Annotated in this window: 18 protein-coding genes; 6 read left to right on the forward strand and 12 right to left on the reverse strand. The window is 63.7% G+C overall.

Translation table 11 applies throughout. The features are described 5' to 3' along the window. Nucleotides 1-60 precede the first annotated feature (60 nt). From KZJ38_RS14145 to KZJ38_RS14165, 5 genes are all read left to right on the forward strand, one after another. Nucleotides 61-1221 carry a regulator gene (locus KZJ38_RS14145; protein ID WP_219796521.1) on the forward strand — a complete coding sequence of 387 codons (1161 nt, stop codon included), beginning with the start codon at nt 61-63 and terminating at the stop codon, nt 1219-1221. A gap of 43 nt (nt 1222-1264) precedes the next feature. Continuing rightward, entirely contained in the window at nt 1265-2971 is a 1707-nt protein-coding gene (gene recJ, locus KZJ38_RS14150) for a single-stranded-DNA-specific exonuclease RecJ (protein ID WP_219796523.1), read from the forward strand. A gap of 182 nt (nt 2972-3153) precedes the next feature. Next, nucleotides 3154-4258 (forward strand): peptide chain release factor 2 gene (gene prfB, locus KZJ38_RS14155; RefSeq protein ID WP_219796524.1). Its coding sequence is split into 2 segments (ribosomal slippage): nt 3154-3234 and nt 3236-4258, totalling 1104 coding nucleotides; the frame shifts between segments, so codons are not numbered across the junction. Between the two features lie 30 nt (nt 4259-4288). Then, nucleotides 4289-5815 (forward strand): lysine--tRNA ligase, encoded by a 1527-nt coding sequence (lysS, locus tag KZJ38_RS14160; protein ID WP_219796526.1) that lies wholly within the window; start codon nt 4289-4291, stop codon nt 5813-5815. Nucleotides 5816-6084: 269 nt separating this feature from the next. Continuing rightward, nucleotides 6085-6834: a glycine zipper 2TM domain-containing protein gene (locus KZJ38_RS14165; RefSeq protein ID WP_219796528.1), complete on the forward strand. Its 750-nt coding sequence runs from the start codon at nt 6085-6087 to the stop codon at nt 6832-6834. Nucleotides 6835-6966: 132 nt separating this feature from the next. Here the strand turns inward: KZJ38_RS14165 and iscX are convergent, their stop codons facing one another. The 10 genes from iscX to KZJ38_RS14215 all read right to left on the reverse strand — a co-directional run bounded on the left by iscX (nt 6967) and on the right by KZJ38_RS14215 (nt 14008). Beyond that, nucleotides 6967-7164 (reverse strand): Fe-S cluster assembly protein IscX, encoded by a 198-nt coding sequence (gene iscX / locus KZJ38_RS14170; RefSeq protein ID WP_075156764.1) that lies wholly within the window; start codon nt 7162-7164, stop codon nt 6967-6969. A 16-nt stretch (nt 7165-7180) separates the two neighbouring features. Further along, complete coding sequence (fdx, locus tag KZJ38_RS14175; protein ID WP_219796529.1) at nt 7181-7522, reverse strand: ISC system 2Fe-2S type ferredoxin; 342 nt, start codon at nt 7520-7522, stop codon at nt 7181-7183. 183 nt (nt 7523-7705) lie between these two features. Further along, on the reverse strand, nt 7706-9577 hold the full coding sequence (gene hscA, locus KZJ38_RS14180) for a Fe-S protein assembly chaperone HscA (protein WP_219796531.1): 1872 nt from the start codon (nt 9575-9577) through the stop codon (nt 7706-7708). A gap of 72 nt (nt 9578-9649) precedes the next feature. Beyond that, complete coding sequence (hscB, locus tag KZJ38_RS14185) at nt 9650-10177, reverse strand: Fe-S protein assembly co-chaperone HscB (RefSeq protein WP_219796533.1); 528 nt, start codon at nt 10175-10177, stop codon at nt 9650-9652. Between the two features lie 67 nt (nt 10178-10244). Further along, nucleotides 10245-10568 carry an iron-sulfur cluster assembly protein IscA gene (iscA, locus tag KZJ38_RS14190; protein WP_219796535.1) on the reverse strand — a complete coding sequence of 108 codons (324 nt, stop codon included), beginning with the start codon at nt 10566-10568 and terminating at the stop codon, nt 10245-10247. A gap of 121 nt (nt 10569-10689) precedes the next feature. After that, nucleotides 10690-11109, reverse strand: coding sequence for a Fe-S cluster assembly scaffold IscU (iscU, locus tag KZJ38_RS14195; protein WP_219796537.1), 420 nt, complete (start codon nt 11107-11109; stop codon nt 10690-10692). Between the two features lie 90 nt (nt 11110-11199). Further along, nucleotides 11200-12423 (reverse strand): IscS subfamily cysteine desulfurase, encoded by a 1224-nt coding sequence (locus KZJ38_RS14200; protein WP_219796538.1) that lies wholly within the window; start codon nt 12421-12423, stop codon nt 11200-11202. 101 nt (nt 12424-12524) lie between these two features. Then, a complete protein-coding gene (iscR, locus tag KZJ38_RS14205) occupies nt 12525-13058 on the reverse strand; it encodes a Fe-S cluster assembly transcriptional regulator IscR (RefSeq protein WP_219796540.1) in 534 nt (177 codons plus the stop codon). Nucleotides 13059-13249: 191 nt separating this feature from the next. After that, the gene (locus tag KZJ38_RS14210; protein WP_219796541.1) at nt 13250-13735 is read right to left on the reverse strand and encodes a low molecular weight protein-tyrosine-phosphatase; all 486 of its coding nucleotides are present in this window, start codon (nt 13733-13735) and stop codon (nt 13250-13252) included. Between the two features lie 36 nt (nt 13736-13771). Then, nucleotides 13772-14008 (reverse strand): hypothetical protein, encoded by a 237-nt coding sequence (locus KZJ38_RS14215; RefSeq protein ID WP_219796543.1) that lies wholly within the window; start codon nt 14006-14008, stop codon nt 13772-13774. A gap of 279 nt (nt 14009-14287) precedes the next feature. Here KZJ38_RS14215 and KZJ38_RS14220 point away from each other — a divergent pair, with 279 nt between their 5' ends. Next, nucleotides 14288-14764 carry a hypothetical protein gene (locus tag KZJ38_RS14220; RefSeq protein WP_219796545.1) on the forward strand — a complete coding sequence of 159 codons (477 nt, stop codon included), beginning with the start codon at nt 14288-14290 and terminating at the stop codon, nt 14762-14764. Nucleotides 14765-14923: 159 nt separating this feature from the next. Here KZJ38_RS14220 and KZJ38_RS14225 read toward each other — a convergent pair whose 3' ends face one another. Then, the gene (locus KZJ38_RS14225; RefSeq protein ID WP_219796547.1) at nt 14924-16336 is read right to left on the reverse strand and encodes a LutB/LldF family L-lactate oxidation iron-sulfur protein; all 1413 of its coding nucleotides are present in this window, start codon (nt 16334-16336) and stop codon (nt 14924-14926) included. Nucleotides 16337-16415: 79 nt separating this feature from the next. Continuing rightward, nucleotides 16416-17138 carry a (Fe-S)-binding protein gene (locus KZJ38_RS14230; RefSeq protein ID WP_219796549.1) on the reverse strand — a complete coding sequence of 241 codons (723 nt, stop codon included), beginning with the start codon at nt 17136-17138 and terminating at the stop codon, nt 16416-16418. Nucleotides 17139-17169 lie beyond the last annotated feature (31 nt).

Here is a 17169-nt window from a genome sequence, read left to right on the forward strand (position 1 = left end):
AGGTCTCCAACGCAACGCGAGCAGCAACCCGTATCGATCGGCGCCGCAGATTGCCCTACAATGCGCACCATCATGCCCGCCACCCGTCTTCATCTGCTCATCCCTTTCGCGCTGCCGTCCGCAGCCGACGCCTCCACCGCCCTGCACGACCTCCACACGCCCGCCTTCGACAAGCTGGTCGCGCGCGCGGCTCTCGTCGAGCGTGTGATCGGCGAAGACTTCCAGCGCACGTTGCCGCATGAGCGATGGGTCGCGCGCCAGTTCGGCGCGTTGCAGGGTCCAGGCACAGCCGCGACGCAAAAAGGCGCACCGAACACCAGCGGTTCCGCCGACGACGAAGCCCCCCTCGCCCCCTACATGCTGCTCGCCGACGGCGGCGATCCGGGCTCGGCAAGCTGGGCCTGCGTGCAGCCGGTGCACGTGCGCATCGCGCACGACCACCTCGTGCTGATCGACCCCGCGTCGCTCGAACTGTCCGATGACGATGCCGCAACGCTGCTCGCGCTCGCCCGTCCGCTGATCGAAGAGCTCGGCGTGCGCATCGAAGCACCGCAGCCGTCGCGCTGGTATCTGTCCAGCAACGAATTCAGCACGCTCGCCGGCGCATCGCCGCTGCGCGCGAGCGGCCGCAATATCGAAATCTGGCTGCCGCACGAAGCGCACAGCGGCGAGCGCTCGCGCGCGTGGATGAAATTGCAGAACGAAGTGCAGATGGCCTGGTTCGAGCATCCGGTCAACGAAGCACGCGAAGCGCGCGGACTGCCCGCGGTCAACTCGATCTGGTTTCACGCGCAAGGCATCGCACGCCCGGTGACGAGCCCGTTCACGCGCGTGTTGTCCGATGCCGCCGCGACACGCGGGCTCGCGCTCGCCGCGCACGCGGCGACGGGTGAACCACCGCATTCGTTCGCGCAAATGCAATCGCAAACGCAGGCACAAGCGCAAGCGGCCAACGCATCGTCCGCATCCGCAACACTGGTCGAAATCGACCCATTCTCGACGCCCTATATCTCGCAGGACTGGGCCAACTGGAACACCGCTTTCGCCGCGCTCGAGCACGACTGGTTCGCGCCCGCGCTCGCCGCGCTCGAATCGGGCGATCTCGCCGAACTCGGTCTCACGCTATGCGGCGACACGGGCTCCGTCACGCTCACCATCACGCGCGGCGATCTGCGCAAGTTCTGGCGGCGGCGCCTGTTCGCTTCGCTATTCATCGAATGACAACCCAATTTTCCGCAGGCCGCGCCGGCCTCACCGTCACCGCATGATCCGCATCGTTACCCGCGCGTGTCCGCCCGCCGACGCCGAAGCCCTCACCCGTCACGGTCTGCATCCGGTGCTCGCGCGTCTGTACGCCGCGCGCGGCGTGTGTCTGCCCGATGAAATCGAAACCGGCCTCGCGCGCCTCGTGCCGCCCGCCGCATTGCACGGCTGCGATACGGCCGCCGCGCTGCTCGCCGACGCGCTCGAAGCAGGCCGCCGCATGCTCGTGGTCGCCGACTACGACTGCGATGGCGCGACCGCGTGTGCCGTCGCCGTGCGCGGACTACGCATGTTCGGCGCGCAGATCGACTATCTCGTGCCGAACCGCTTCGAGTACGGCTATGGCCTGACGCCCGAGATCGTCGCGCTCGCCGCCGCGCGGCCGAGCGGAAAGCCCGATCTGCTGATCACCGTCGACAACGGCATTGCGAGCGTCGACGGCGTCGCCGCGGCGAACGAACTCGGCATCGACGTGCTCGTCACCGACCATCACCTGCCCGGCGACGAACTGCCCGCCGCGCGCGCGATCGTCAATCCGAACCAGCCGGGCTGCACGTTCCCGAGCAAGTGCCTCGCCGGCGTCGGCGTGATGTTCTACGTGCTGCTCGCGCTGCGCGCGGAGTTGCGCAAGCGCGGTGCGTTCAACGACGCACGCCCCGAACCGCGTCTCGATGGCCTGCTCGATCTCGTCGCGCTCGGCACGGTCGCCGACGTCGTGAAACTCGACGGCAATAATCGCGTGCTCGTCGCGCAAGGCCTGCAGCGGATCCGCAACGGCCGCATGCAGCCGGGCATCGCTGCGCTGTTTCGCGCCGCCGGCCGCGAGGCGCGCAGCGCGTCGGGCTTCGATCTCGGCTTCGCGCTGGGCCCGCGGCTCAATGCGGCCGGACGCCTCGCCGACATGTCGCTCGGCATCGAGTGCCTGACGACCGACGACATCGGCCGCGCGTGGCAACTCGCGCAGGAACTCGACACGATGAACCGCGAGCGTCGCGAAATCGAAGCCGGCATGCAACAGCAGGCGCTCGACGACCTCGCCGCGGTCGATCCGGCCGGCGCCACGACCATCACGCTCTTCAACGCGAGCTGGCACCAGGGCGTGATCGGCATCGTCGCCGGGCGGTTGAAGGAAAAATTCAACCGCCCGTCGTTCACGTTTGCGCTCGCCGACGACAGCGGCACGACGATCAAAGGCTCGGGCCGCTCGATCGCGGGCTTTCATCTGCGCGATGCGCTCGATCTGATCTCGAAGCGCGAGCCCGATCTGATCGTGCGCTTCGGCGGTCACGCGATGGCGGCCGGCATGACGCTTGCAGCGGCCGACCTGCCGCGCTTCGCGGCCGCCTTCGAAGCGGTCGGCCGCGAGTGGCTGTCTGACGACGCGCTCGCGCGCACCGTCGAAACCGACGGCGATCTCGAAGATGCCTACTTCACGCCGCAATTCGTCGAGATGCTCGAGGCGGCCGTCTGGGGGCAAGGCTTTCCGGCACCGCTTTTTTCCGGCGAATTCAACGTGATGTCACAGGCGCTCGTGAAAGACAAGCATCTGAAGCTGCAGCTGATGCGCGGCCGCCAGCGCTTCAACGCGATCTGGTTCAACCATACCGACACGCTGCCGGCGCGCGCGACCGTCGCCTACCGGCTGACGAGCGATACGTGGAACGGCGTATCGCGCGTGCAGCTGATCGTCGAGCACGCGCTCGGGTAAGCGCGACTCAACGCCGCGCCGGGGTCGGGACAAACGCGGGACAACCGCGGAGCAAGTCGGACAACTCGCGCGCGAACGACGCCCGGAATCTGCCGCAAATCCAGCCCGATTCCACGCCGGACAGGCCGGATCGGGCCGTCGATCGGCTATAATTTCAGCTTTTGGCGAATCAAAAGATCGAAATGGAAGCGGAACGTCTCAACGCGATCGAAGCCTCTCTGGCCGACCTGCGCACGCGCGCAGGCGAGCTACGGGGGTATCTTTGACTACGATGCCAAAGCAGTAAGGCTCGTCGAAGTCAACCGCGAACTCGAAGACCCGAACGTCTGGAACGACTCGCAGCACGCTCAGGCGCTCGGTAAGGAAAAGAAGCTGCTCGAAGGCGTGGTCGACGTGCTTTCGTCGCTCGATAACGACTTGCGCGACACGCAGGACCTGTTCGACATGGCGCGCGAAGAAGACGACGAAGCGACGCTCGTCTCGTGCGATGAAGATGTCGCAAAACTCACCGCGCGCATCGAAGACCTCGAATTCCGCCGGATGTTCTCGAATCCGGCCGACCCGAACAACGCGTTTATCGACATCCAGGCCGGCGCAGGCGGCACCGAAGCGTGCGACTGGGCATCGATGCTGCTGCGTCAGTACCTGCGCTACTGCGAGCGCAAGGGCTTCAAAACCGAAGTGCTCGAAGAATCGGAAGGCGACGTCGCCGGCATCAAGAGCGCGACGATCAAGGTCGAAGGCGAGTACGCATACGGTTTTCTGCGCACGGAAACGGGCATTCACCGCCTCGTGCGCAAGTCGCCGTTCGATTCGTCGGGTGGCCGCCATACGTCGTTTTCGTCGGTGTTCGTCTATCCGGAAATCGACGACTCGTTCGAGATCGAGGTCAACCCCGCCGATCTGCGCATCGACACGTTCCGCGCATCGGGCGCGGGCGGTCAGCACATCAACAAGACCGATTCGGCGGTGCGGATCACACATATGCCGAGCGGCATCGTCGTGCAGTGCCAGAACGACCGCTCGCAGCACCGCAACCGAGCCGAAGCGATGGCCATGCTGAAATCGCGTCTCTACGAAGCGGAAATGCGCAAGCGCCAGTCCGAGCAGGACAAGCTCGAAGCGGGCAAGTCGGACGTGGGCTGGGGTCACCAGATCCGCTCGTACGTGCTCGATAACAGCCGCATTAAAGACCTGCGCACCAACGTCGAAATCAGCAACACGAAGAGCGTGCTCGACGGCGATCTCGACGCGTTTATCAGCGCGAGCCTGAAACAGGGCATTTGAGTTACAGCCCCCCGCATACCGAACAAGATCATGACCGAACCGACGATAGAGACGTCCGCCGCGGCCGACGACGACAACCAGATCATCGCGGAACGCCGCGAAAAGCTGCGTGCGCTGCGCGAGCAAGGCGTCGCCTACCCGAACGATTTCCAGCCGACCCACCACGCCGCCGATCTGCAAGCGCAATACGCGGACACCGACAAGGAAACGCTCGAAGCGCAAGCCCCCGGTGTCGCGATTGCCGGCCGCATGATGCTTAAACGCGTGATGGGCAAGGCGAGCTTCGCGACGGTGCAGGACGGCTCGGGTCAGATCCAGTTCTTCGTCACGCCGGCCGACGTCGGCGAGGCGACCTACGACGCGTTCAAGAAATGGGACCTCGGCGATATCGTCGCGGCGCGCGGCGTGCTGTTTCGTACGAACAAGGGCGAGCTGTCAGTGCGCTGCACGGAACTGCGGCTGCTGTCGAAGGCGCTGCGGCCGCTGCCCGACAAGTTCCACGGCCTCGCCGATCAGGAAATGCGCTACCGCCAGCGCTACGTCGACCTGATCGTCACGCCGGAAACGCGCAAGACGTTTACCGCGCGCACGAAGACGATCTCGTCGATCCGCCGTTTCATGTCGGACGCCAGCTTTATGGAAGTCGAAACGCCGATGCTGCACCCGATTCCGGGCGGCGCCGCGGCGAAGCCGTTCGTCACGCATCACAACGCGCTCGATATGCAGATGTTCATGCGTATCGCGCCGGAACTGTATCTGAAGCGGCTGATCGTGGGCGGCTTCGAGCGCGTGTTCGAGATCAACCGGAATTTCCGTAACGAGGGCGTGTCGCCGCGCCACAATCCGGAATTCACGATGATGGAGTTCTACGCCGCGTACACGAACTACACGTGGCTCATGGACTTCACCGAGCAGCTGATTCGCCAGGCGGCGATCGATGCGCTCGGCACCGCGACGATCAACTACCAGGGGCGCGAGCTCGATCTGTCGAAGCCGTTCCATCGGTTGACGATCACGCAGGCGATTCTCAAACACGCACCGCAGTACACGGAAGCGCAGTTGTCGGATGCCGCGTTCGTGCGTACGGAATTGAAGAAGTTCGGCGTCAACACGAACGAGCCGAAGTTCCTGAACGCCGGTCTCGGTTCGTTGCAGCTCGCGCTGTTCGAAGAGACCGCCGAAGCGCAGTTGTGGGAGCCGACGTACATCATCGACTACCCGGTCGAAGTGTCGCCGCTTGCGCGTGCGTCGGATTCGGTCGAGGGCATTACCGAGCGCTTCGAGCTGTTCATCACGGGCCGCGAAATCGCCAATGGTTTCTCGGAGCTCAACGACCCCGAAGATCAGGCTGCGCGTTTCCGCAAGCAGGTCGATCAGAAGGACGCCGGCGACGAAGAAGCGATGTATTACGACGCCGACTATATCCGCGCGCTCGAATACGGCATGCCGCCGACCGGCGGCTGCGGCATCGGTATCGACCGCCTCGTGATGCTGATCACCGATAGCCCGAGCATTCGCGATGTCATTCTGTTCCCGCATCTGCGCCGCGAAGATTAAACGCGCGGCCGCGGCTTCGACTGCATGACGAAACGCCCGCATACGGCTTGTTGCCGTATGCGGGCGTTGTCTTTTATGCTCGCCTTGCTGATCGTTTGTAACTATCAGTAAGAAGTGCGGGTAGGAGGCGGGGGGAGGACGCGGGGCGCATGCGACGCCGCCGTTCATTCGATACAGAAGACGTTACAAATTGAAACGATGCCGGTGGCCAGTTGTCGGACACTGTACGCATCATCAATGGCTGACTCTGCTTGAGACGGAGGCTAAATATGGACAATCCGAAAAACACACCCTCTTCGTCGCCGCGCCGTTTGCATCCGCTGATCGCTACTGCGGCGGGCGCTGTGATCGTCGCCAGCCTCGCGGCCACGGTCGCCATCACCGGCCTGTTCCCGAAGGCATCCAGCGACAGCGAGCAATCGAATCAGACGCAAGCCGCGCAGATCGCTTCGCAACCCGTCGTCGATACCGCGCAGCAGGCTAATCCGGCGCAGTACGCGCAACAGCAGCAACAGCAGCAGCAGGCTGCACAGCAAGCCCAGCAGCAGGCCGCGCAACAGGCGCAGCCCGCGCCCGCCCCCGCTCCCACGCAACCTCCGGCGCAGCCTCAATATGCGCAGCAGACGCAGCCGGCGCCTCAGCCGCAACAGTACGCACCGCCGCAACAGGCGCCCCGCCCCGCGGTGTGCTCGAGCTGCGGCACGGTCATCGCCATTTCGGAAACGCGCCAGGAAGGCCACGGCACGGGTATCGGCGCGGTCGGCGGTGCGGTTGCGGGCGGCGTGATCGGCAACCAGTTCGGCAGCGGCGGCGGACGCACTGCGATGACGCTGCTTGGCGCCGTCGGCGGTGGATTCGCCGGCAACTCGGTCGAAAAGCATCTGCGCACGACCACGAGCTATTCAGTGCGTGTGCGGATGCAAAACGGCCATATCCGCTACTTCACGTACCATCAGCCGCCGCCGTTCCAGCAAGGCCAGCCCGTGCGGATCGAAAACGGCACGCTGGTTGCGGGTTGACGTAACGCGCGCCCGCTTAAGGACGCATCACAAGAAAAAAGGCGATTCCCACAGGAATCGCCTTTTTGTTTGCCTCGTGCGTGCTGCTATTGCGAGCCGCGTATTGCGTACGCGTGTCGCGAGTGACGTCTATCAGTAATCAGCGTCCTCAATCCAGGCCGCCTGAATCGCTTCGAGAATCTTCTCGTTCGAGCGGTTAGGATCGTCGTCGAAACCGTCGAGCTCCATCACCCAGCGATGCAGATCCGTGAACCGCACCTGCTGCGGATCGATGTCCGGGTGCTTGTCCGTCAACGCCATCGCGATGTCCTGCGTATCGGTCCACTTCATGGCTGCATGCTCCTTGTTAGTGATTTTCCTTCGCGTGATTGATCGAGTAGCGCGGAATCTCGACGACGAGGTCGTCGCTTTCCGGCACGATCGCCTGACACGACAGCCGCGACTCGCGTTCGAGCCCCCAGGCTTTGTCGAGCAGGTCGTCTTCGTCTTCCTCCGACGGCTCGAGCGCATCGAAGCCCTCGCGCACGATCACATGACACGTGGTGCACGCGCACGACTTCTCACACGCATGCTCGATTTCGATGCCGTTCTCGAGCAGCGTGTCGCAGACGCTCTTGCCCGGCACGGCGTCGATCACCGCGCCCTCGGGGCACAGCTCGACATGAGGCAATACAACGATTTGAGGCATAGATGTTCCGTTTGATACCGCTTGATACCGCTTGATGCACGTTCGGCTTTGCGTGCTGATGTCTGACTTCGCACGCGGATGCCGCCCGGCAGCACCTTCGTTATTTTACTGACAGCGCGCGCGATTTTCGCATGCGCCTCGTGATGTCGCCTCATGAAGCCGCCTCATGAAGCCGCATCACGTTCAGATCTCGTCGAGCTTGCGGCCCGCGAGCGCCCGGCGAATGCCCTTGTCCATCCGGCGCGCCGCGAATTCGTCGGTGCCGGCGGCCAGCGCCTTGGTCGCCGATTCGATCGCGTCCGCGTCGTTGCTTTGCGCGACGTTGCGCAGCGCGGTCAGCAGCGTATCGAGCGCGCCGCGTTCGTCTGCGTCGAGCAGATCGGCGTCCACGGCCAGCGCGGCGTCGGTTGCTTCGACGAGACGCTGCGCCTCCACCTGCGCTTCGCGCAGCGCGCGGGCGCGCATATCGACTTCAGCGGCGCTGAAACTGTCTTCGAGCATGCGCGCGATGTCGTCGTCGGCGAGACCGTACGACGGCTTGACGACCACCGACGCCTCGACGCCCGAATGCTGCTCGCGCGCGAACACCGACAGCAGCCCGTCCGCGTCGACCTGATAGGTCACGCGGATGCGGGCCGCGCCCGCCGCCATCGGTGGAATGCCGCGCAGCTCGAAGCGCGCAAGCGACCGGCAATCCGACACCAGTTCGCGCTCGCCCTGCACGACGTGGATGGCCATCGCGGTCTGGCCGTCCTTGAACGTCGTGAAATCCTGCGCGCGCGCGACCGGAATCGTCGAATTGCGCGGGATGATCTTTTCGGTGAGGCCGCCCATCGTTTCGACGCCGAGCGACAGCGGAATCACGTCGAGCAGCAACCACTCGTCGCCCTCGGCGCCCCGGTTGCCGGCAAGCAGATCGGCCTGGATCGCGGCGCCGAGCGCGACGACCTGATCCGGATCGAGATTGATCAACGGCGGCTGGCCGAAGAACGATTCGACCGCGCGGCGCATCACCGGCATACGCGTCGCGCCGCCGACGAGCACGACGCCCTTGATATCGGCCGGCGTCACTTTCGCGTCGCGCAGCGCTTTGCGCGTGGGCCCGAGCGTGCGTTGCACCAGCGCTTCGGTAATCGCGGCGAACGTCGGTTCGTCGATCGTCTGATCGATCCGCACGCCGTTCGACAGCGCGACGTCGACTGTTGCCTGCGGCGCGCTCGACAACGCCTCCTTGGTCGAACGCACGGTGTCGAGCAGGAGGCGCACGTCTTCAGGCTTGAGCGTCTCGCGCGCGATATTCGCCTGGGCGAGTACGTGACGGAACAGTGCATGGTCGAAATCATCGCCGCCAAGCGCCGAATCGCCGCCCGCTGCAAGCACTTCGAACACGCCTTTGGTGAGCTTCAGAATCGACAGGTCGAACGTGCCGCCGCCGAGGTCGAAGACGGCGTAAAGCCCTTCAGCGCCGTTATCGAGCCCGTACGCAATCGCCGCGGCGGTCGGTTCGTTCAGGAGGCGCAGCACATTGAGGCCGGCGAGGCGCGCGGCATCCTTCGTCGCCTGGCGCTGCGCTTCGTCGAAATAGGCGGGCACCGTGATCACCGCGCCGACCAGTTCGTCACCGAGTGTGTCTTCGGCGCGCTGACGCAGCGTTGCGAGAATTTCGGCCGATACCTCGACCGGGCTTTTCACGCCGTCGACGGTACGAATCTGCACCATGCCGGGCGCGTCGACGAAATCGTAGGGCGCGTTTTCGGCGCCCTCCACTTCGCTCTTGCCGCGACCCATGAAGCGCTTGACCGACACGATCGTGTTGCGCGGATCGGTCGCCGCTTCGGCCTTCGCCGTGCGCCCGATGCGGCGGCGGCCGTTCTCCAGATAGCGGACCACCGAAGGCAGCAGCATGTGGCCGTCTTCATCGGGCAATACATCGGGCACACCACTGCGCACCGCCGCGACGAGAGAATTGGTCGTGCCAAGATCGATACCGACCGCGAGGCGCCGCTGATGCGGCGCGGGCGCCATGCCGGGTTCAGAGATTTGCAGTAAAGCCATCTGGAGTCTTCTTCGGGGAACGTTACGCCCCGTGCTGGATTATTTTGTGTTTGCGGGATTACAAGGCTGCGCTCAATCTTCGAGCTTCTCGATCTGCGCGCCGATTTCCGACGCGACGCGCTCGATAAACATCAACTGCCGCACCGCCTCGCTCGCGGCCTGGTCGGAGCCGCTGTCGAGCAGCGCCGCGAGCTTCGTGAAGCGCAGGCCTTCTTCTTCGCGCAGTTCGGCAAGCAAGGCATCGAGTTCGTCGATGTTTTTCGCGCCTGCCGCGTCTTCGATGCGCTCGCGCCATTCCATCTGCTGCATCAGAAACGCCGGTTCCATCGCCGTGTTGTTTTCGGCGCCGACATCGATGCCGCGCAGCGACAACAGGTACGTCGCGCGCTTCAACGGATCGCGCAGCGTGCGGTAAGCCTCGTTCGTACGCGTGGCCCATTGCATCGCGATGCGCTTTTGCGCGTCGCCGGCCGCGGCGAAACGGTCCGGATGCACCTGCGCCTGCACGGTGCGGTACGCGTCGTCGAGCGCCTGCGTATCGAGCGCAAATTGCGCAGGCAGATGGAACAGGTCGAAGTGACTGTCGGTGAGCGATGCCATCAAAATGCTTTGTCCGTCGAATTGAAAAAAGGCGGCACAGGCCGCCTTTTCGATCCTACCCGCCCGCTTACACGCGGAACGATTCGCCGCAGCCGCACTCGTCCTTGGCGTTCGGGTTGTTGAACCTGAAGCCTTCGTTCAACCCTTCGCGCGCGAAATCGAGTTCGGTGCCGTCGATATACGCGAGACTCTTCGGATCGACGATAAGCTTCACGCCGTTGCATTCGAACACTTCGTCTTCGGCTGCGAGTTCATCGACGTACTCGAGCTTGTACGCAAGGCCCGAACAGCCGGTCGTGCGCACGCCGACTCGCAGCCCGACGCCCTTACCGCGCCGGGACAGGTACTTCTGCACGTGTTGTGCTGCTTTTTCGGTCAACGTAATTGCCATAGCGTTTCTCTTTGCGCAGCGCGTTGCCTGCTGATTTCTGCCCTTACCGCCCTTACTACCCATTCCCGGCAGCACGCTGCGATCCTGCCTGCTTCAAACCTTGAGTCATGAACCTCGAATCTCAAGCCGCCTGCTTGTCGCCCGCGGGCGCCGCAGCTTCGCCGCCGTGACGCTGCTTGTAGTCGGCGACCGCTGCCTTGATCGCGTCTTCCGCGAGAATCGAGCAGTGAATCTTCACCGGCGGCAGCGCCAGTTCCTCGGCGATCTGCGTGTTCTTGATCTCGAGCGCCTGATCGAGCGTCTTGCCCTTCACCCATTCGGTGACGAGCGAGCTCGACGCGATCGCGGAGCCGCAACCGTAGGTCTTGAACTTCGCGTCTTCGATCACGCCGTCCGCGCCGACGCGAATCTGCAGCTTCATCACGTCGCCGCACGCCGGCGCGCCGACCATGCCGGTGCCGACCGTGTCGTCGTCCTTCGAGAAGGAACCGACGTTGCGCGGGTTTTCGTAGTGGTCCAGAACCTTATCGCTGTAAGCCATGTTGACACTCCTTGATTCGTTTCAAGCTGCCGGTTCGCCTGCGTTCGCAGCGTTCTCCGGCATTTATTGTTCCCGGCGCGCTAGTGTGCGTTAGTGCGCGGCCCACTGAATCGTCGACAGGTCGACGCCGTCCTTGTGCATTTCCCACAGCGGCGAGAGGTCGCGCAGCTTCGCAATCTTCGTGTTCAGCAGATTGATCACGTAATCGACGTCCTGCTCCGTCGTGAAGCGGCCCACCGTAAAACGGATCGAGCTGTGCGCGAGCTCGTCGTTGCGGCCGAGCGCGCGCAGCACATACGACGGCTCGAGCGACGCGGACGTGCACGCCGAACCCGACGACACCGCGACATCCTTCACGGCCATAATCAGCGACTCGCCTTCGACGAAGTTGAAGCTGATGTTCAGGTTGTGCGGCACACGGCTTTCCATGTCGCCGTTCACATACACTTCCTCGATCTGCGACAGGCCGCGCAGCAGACGGTCGCGCAGCATGCGAATGCGCTCGTTCTCGGTCGCCATTTCTTCGCGCGCGATACGGAACGCCTCGCCCATGCCGACGATCTGGTGCGTGGCCAGCGTGCCCGAACGCATGCCGCGCTCGTGGCCGCCGCCGTGCATCTGCGCCTCGATGCGCACGCGCGGCTTGCGGCGCACATACAGCGCGCCGATGCCCTTCGGGCCATACGTCTTGTGTGCCGAGAACGACATCAGGTCGACCTTGAGCTTCTGCAGGTCGATTTCGACCTTGCCCGTCGCTTGCGCGGCGTCGACGTGGAAAATGATGCCCTTTTCGCGGCAGATTTCGCCGATCGTCGCGATATCCTGGATCACGCCGATCTCGTTGTTCACGTGCATCACCGAGACGAGGATCGTGTCCGGACGCAGCGCGGCCTTGAACACGTCGATATCGATCAGACCATCATCCTTCACGTCGAGATACGTGACCTCATAACCTTCACGCTCGAGCTCGCGGGTCGTGTCGAGCACGGCCTTGTGCTCGGTCTTCACCGTAATGATGTGCTTGCCCTTGCCCTTGTAGAAGTGCGCGGCGCCCTTGATCGCAAGGTTGTCCGACTCCGTTGCGCCCGACGTCCAGATGATTTCGCGCGGGTCTGCGTTGACGAGCGCGGCGACGTTTTCGCGTGCTTCTTCAACCGCGCGCTCCGCGTCCCAGCCGTATGCGTGGCTGCGCGATGCGGGGTTGCCGAACTGCTCGCGCAGATACGGGATCATCTTGTCCACCACGCGCGGATCGACAGGTGTCGTCGCGCTGTAGTCCATGTAAATGGGCAGGTGGGGAATGTCGTTATTCATCAATCGCTCCGGGGACATCGTTGCTTTTGGCTACTGTGGTTCTAGCGCAAGCGCCGCGTACGCTATGAATGCGTCTTGTGCGGCAGCGCCCTGCTTCACGCTTAAGAACCAGCCATATTGAAAACAGAATTCGGCCCTTTCGGCAGGACCCGCGTCGGCTCGACCGCCGGGGCCTCCGAACGCCTGTCGCGCAGCACCGTGGCCGGTGCGGCTTCACGTGCGCGCTGCTGATCGACCAGATCTTTCAGCGAGACCGAATCGAGGTATTCGACCATCTTCTGGTTCAGCGTGGACCAGAGCTCGTGGGTCATGCAATGGCCGTCGCGCTGCTTGGTGCCTTCGCACGTGCCCTTGCCGCCGCATTGCGTGGCATCGAGCGGTTCGTCGACAGCGATGATGATGTCGGCCACCGTGACGTCTTCGGCGCGGCGCGCGAGGTTATAACCGCCCCCCGGACCGCGCACGGACTCGACGATCTCGTGACGGCGCAGCTTCCCGAACAGCTGTTCGAGATAGGACAGGGAGATGTGCTGGCGCTGGCTGATACCCGCAAGCGTCACCGGGCCCTGCTCCTGGCGCAGTGCCAGGTCAATCATCGCCGTGACGGCGAAACGGCCTTTCGTGGTGAGTCTCATGATGTGTGGGAACCGCAATTCTCGACAAGTTTGCTCAAGTATAAATACATGAGCTATTTAGTCAAGTATCCCTATCCCGATTTGGGTCATTACTTAAAAATTTTGGGGCCGAAGTGGAGGATTCTGACGCGACGCGCTTTCGCTTCGGACGTTGCTTGGCCGGAACCGGATTTATCTTGTTCGGCCTACGCTCAACCGGCCTGAAGCTGGACGCGTAGCGCAGCAACCAGCCCGCTGCACGCCGCCTCGCACTGATCCAGTACGGTCTCGAATCCGTTCGCACCGCCGAAATACGGGTCGGCGACTTCGCGCGCGTCGGCTTGCGGCGCAAATTCCATCAGCAAGCGGATCTTGTCGCGATGAGCCGGGGGACAGATCCGGTTCAATGCGGCGACATTCGCGTCGTCCATCGCGATCAGCAGGTCGAAACGCTCGAAGTCGGCGGCGCCGATCTGACGGCCGCGCAATTGCGACAGATCGTAACCGCGACCACGCGCAGCGTACTGGGCACGCTCGTCGGGCGCCTCACCGATATGCCAATTGCCGGTGCCGGCTGAGTCGACGATCACACGGTCCGACAGTCTCGCCGCAGCCAGCTGGTAGCGCATCACGCCCTCCGCCGTCGGCGAGCGGCAGATATTTCCTAGACAGACGAAGCAGACGGCAATCGGTTTCATCAATAGATCAAGGTAGGCCGCGTGACAGGCAGGCGCTTACAGCGGCTGCGACTGCAGCGTGACGTTCGTGTGCATCGACTGCGCCGTGGCTGCGTGGTCGTCGTCGACGAATCCGTACGACACGGTGCGCGCCAGTTCGGCGGTCACTTCGCTTGCGGCCAGCGGCGCCGAGCTCGCGTGCTTCACAGCCGTGCTGCACAGGTGCAGGAATGCGACTGCTGCGAGGGGCAGAACGATCGCCAAAGGCCAGTACATCGATATTGTCTTTTTCATGATGGCGCTCTCTCTCAATGGGGTCAAGGCTGCAGGCTATTAGCCCACTTCGCCCGATTGAGATTATAGATAAGGACGCAATCAGGAAAAACCCACCCCTGCGGAATAGACCGTTCTGCTTCCGCGAACAATGCGATGCCCTAAGTCAACGCAAACAGAACGATCAACGTTGACTGCAGCAGCGAAAGGAATCCTTACAAACACATACAAAGGTAACGATGCAAAGTGAGACGATGGCTTTAGTTGCATTTGCCTTGCATCGTTAAGCGAACCTACCCGATGAAACCGCCCGCCTCTCTTTTCCTTCTTTCGGCCGTCACGGCTGCCGCCCTGTGCGGCGGTTGCGCGGTCTATCCGTCGAATGCACCGGCCGGCTATGGCAGCTACGGTTACGACGACGGTGGCTACGATGCCTATGGCGGCTACCCGCCCTATGGTTACGGCTATGCACCGGCCCCGCCGCCGAACGTTTATCTGGGCTTTGGCGGCTACTCGGGATACCGCGAGCCGTACTATGGACGCGGCTATCGCGGTGACTGGAATGGCGGCGGAAGACACTGGAACGGCGGTGGCGGCCGGCCGCCTCCGAACAATCAACCGCCTCCGCCGCATGCCGGTGGAGGGGGTGGACCGCCTCCGGGCGGTGGCGGTGGACATGCGCCGCCTCCACAGGGCCCGCGCGGCGGTGGACGGGCGCCGGCGGCGCCGGCTGTCGATGTTTCGCCGAACAACGGCTCGCGCGCGACTAACCACTGATCACTGATCGATAGCGGCGCCTGCCTATGCGCCGAGAGTCGAACCCGGCCGGTCGGCGGTTGCCTTTACCTCACCGCGCGTCGGGCGACGTCTGGAGCAGATCGCCCCGACAAATCGCGCTACATCGGCGCCATCGCGCACGCAGGCGCCGGACCTCCATCACCCCCGATGGCTACGCTGCGCCGCGTACAGTTCGCGAAACGTCCTGCCAACCGGCGCGGGCATCTCGCGCGTCTTCGTCCAGCCGGCGCCGAACGGCAGACGCGCGATCGTGCGCTTCTCGCCGCCGATCTTCTCGAGCACACGCACCGCGAGCTTCGTGAAGAGCGCGTAAGCCGCCGGATGCAGCGCGAAGTAGCCCCACACCGCGAGCCCGAACCGCTCGCGCCACGGACGCAAATGGCGCTCGACCTGCCTCTCGCGCAGCTTGCGCAGCAGATCCGACAGCGGAATGCCGACCGGACACACGCTGTTGCACTCGCCGCACAACGTCGCCGCCTGCGGCAAATCGAGCGCCTTGTCGATGCCGACGTAGCTCGGCGTCAGCACCGACCCCATCGGCCCCGGATATACCCAGCCGTACGCATGCCCGCCGACCTTCTGATAGACAGGACAATGGTTCATGCACGCGCCGCAGCGAATACAGCGCAGCATCTCCTGGAAGTCGCCGCCGATAAGTCCGGTGCGCCCGCCGTCGACGAGCACCACATACATATGCTCCGGCCCATCCTGGTCGCCGGCGCGGCGCGGGCCTGTCAGCAGCGAAAAATAGTTCGACGTGGTTTGTCCCGTCGCCGAACGCGGCAGGAGACGCATCGCGGTCGCGAGATCCTCGAGCGTCGGCAGCACTTTTTCGATGCCGGTTACCGACACGTGCACGCGCGGCATGACCGTGCACATTCCTTCATTGCCCTCGTTCGTCACGAGCGCAATCGAGCCTGTTTCCGCGATCACGAAGTTCGCGCCCGTCACACCCATGTCCGCGGTCATGAAATGCGGCCTCAGCATTTCGCGCGCTTCATGCGTCATTTCCGGGATCTCGGTGAGCCGCGGCCGGTTGTGCGTCTTCGCGAACAGGTCGGCGATCTCCTCCTTATCCTTGTGCACCACCGGCGCGATGATGTGACTCGGCGGCTCGTTGTTGTTGATCTGCAGGATGTATTCGCCGAGGTCCGTTTCGATCGATTGCACGCCCATCTTGCCGAGCACTTCGTTTAAACGCATTTCCTCGGAGACCATCGACTTCGTCTTGATCACCTTCTTCACGTCGTGCTTGCGCGCGATGTCGGCGACGAGGTTCGCCGCATCCTGCGTCGACTCCGCGTACAGCACCGTGACGCCGCGCCGCGTCGCTTCGCGCTCGAATCTTTCGAGCCACACGTCCAGATTGTCGATCGCGCGATTGCGCCGTTCCTTGAGCGCGGCGCGCGTCGCCTGAAAGTCGATCGCGGTCATCACCTGCGCGCGCGCCGACACGAACTTCGTCGACAGCTTCGTGAGGTTCTGCTGCAGGCGCTGATCGGCGAGCTTCTGACCCGCGCGCGCCTTGAACTGCATCGATTGAACTTGCATGACGGTCTTTTTTATCCGATGCCGGACGTTCCGGCGTGCCGGGCGTCCCTGCGTGATTGGGCAGACGGGGCCGCGCGGCTTACGCGTCGCCGGCCAGCACCTGTGCGATATGCAGCACACGCGTCGTCGTATCGCCGGTGCGACGCAAGCGCCCTTCGATGTTCAGGATGCAACCGAGGTCGCCGAGCACGACCGCGTGTGTCCCGCTCGCGTGAATGTTGTCGCACTTCTCGTCGACGATCGCCGTCGAGATGTCGCCGTACTTCAGCGCGAAGGTGCCGCCAAACCCGCAGCAGTGCTCGCAGCCCTTCATCTCGGTCACGGCGACGCCCGCTTGCGCGAGCAGCGTGCGCGGCTGGGTTTTCACGCCAAGTTCGCGCAGCCCGGCGCACGAATCGTGGTACGTCACCGGTCCCGCGAATTCTCCGGGGCTCAGTTCGACTTTCGCGACCGTGACGAGAAAATCGGTCAGTTCATACACCTTCGCGCGCAGACGCGCAAAGCGTCCCATCAGTTCCGGGTCGTCGCCGAACAGATCGCCGTAGTGCGTGCGGACCATTCCACCGCACGAACCCGACGGCACGACGACGTAGTCGAACTGCTCGAACTCGCGCAGCATCTTCTCAGCGAGATCGCGCGCGATGCCGCGTTCGCCCGAGTTGTACGCCGGCTGTCCGCAGCAGGTCTGCGCGGGCGGCACGACGACTTCAAAGCCAGCGCGCTCGATCAGCTTGATGGCCGAAAAACCGATTTCCGGGCGCATCAGGTCGATCAGGCAGGTGACGAAAAATCCGACTCGCATGAGTCCTCCTCCGGGGAAACGTCCCCGATTA

The organism is Paraburkholderia edwinii (assembly GCF_019428685.1).
In the GTDB taxonomy this organism is placed as follows: Bacteria; Pseudomonadota; Gammaproteobacteria; order Burkholderiales; family Burkholderiaceae; genus Paraburkholderia; species Paraburkholderia edwinii.

Excerpts from the sequence above, each read along its gene's own strand:
- KZJ38_RS14145 (WP_219796521.1), top strand. The coding sequence starts at position 61 with ATGCGCACCATCATGCCCGCCACCCGTCTTCATCTGCTCATCCCTTTC.
- recJ (WP_219796523.1), top strand. The coding sequence starts at position 1,265 with ATGATCCGCATCGTTACCCGCGCGTGTCCGCCCGCCGACGCCGAAGCC.
- lysS (WP_219796526.1), top strand. The coding sequence starts at position 4,289 with ATGACCGAACCGACGATAGAGACGTCCGCCGCGGCCGACGACGACAAC.
- KZJ38_RS14165 (WP_219796528.1), top strand. The coding sequence starts at position 6,085 with ATGGACAATCCGAAAAACACACCCTCTTCGTCGCCGCGCCGTTTGCAT.
- iscX (WP_075156764.1), bottom strand. The coding sequence starts at position 7,164 with ATGAAGTGGACCGATACGCAGGACATCGCGATGGCGTTGACGGACAAG.
- fdx (WP_219796529.1), bottom strand. The coding sequence starts at position 7,522 with ATGCCTCAAATCGTTGTATTGCCTCATGTCGAGCTGTGCCCCGAGGGC.
- hscA (WP_219796531.1), bottom strand. The coding sequence starts at position 9,577 with ATGGCTTTACTGCAAATCTCTGAACCCGGCATGGCGCCCGCGCCGCAT.
- hscB (WP_219796533.1), bottom strand. The coding sequence starts at position 10,177 with ATGGCATCGCTCACCGACAGTCACTTCGACCTGTTCCATCTGCCTGCG.
- iscA (WP_219796535.1), bottom strand. The coding sequence starts at position 10,568 with ATGGCAATTACGTTGACCGAAAAAGCAGCACAACACGTGCAGAAGTAC.
- iscU (WP_219796537.1), bottom strand. The coding sequence starts at position 11,109 with ATGGCTTACAGCGATAAGGTTCTGGACCACTACGAAAACCCGCGCAAC.
- KZJ38_RS14200 (WP_219796538.1), bottom strand. The coding sequence starts at position 12,423 with ATGAATAACGACATTCCCCACCTGCCCATTTACATGGACTACAGCGCG.
- iscR (WP_219796540.1), bottom strand. The coding sequence starts at position 13,058 with ATGAGACTCACCACGAAAGGCCGTTTCGCCGTCACGGCGATGATTGAC.
- KZJ38_RS14210 (WP_219796541.1), bottom strand. The coding sequence starts at position 13,735 with ATGAAACCGATTGCCGTCTGCTTCGTCTGTCTAGGAAATATCTGCCGC.
- KZJ38_RS14215 (WP_219796543.1), bottom strand. The coding sequence starts at position 14,008 with ATGAAAAAGACAATATCGATGTACTGGCCTTTGGCGATCGTTCTGCCC.
- KZJ38_RS14220 (WP_219796545.1), top strand. The coding sequence starts at position 14,288 with ATGAAACCGCCCGCCTCTCTTTTCCTTCTTTCGGCCGTCACGGCTGCC.
- KZJ38_RS14225 (WP_219796547.1), bottom strand. The coding sequence starts at position 16,336 with ATGCAAGTTCAATCGATGCAGTTCAAGGCGCGCGCGGGTCAGAAGCTC.
- KZJ38_RS14230 (WP_219796549.1), bottom strand. The coding sequence starts at position 17,138 with ATGCGAGTCGGATTTTTCGTCACCTGCCTGATCGACCTGATGCGCCCG.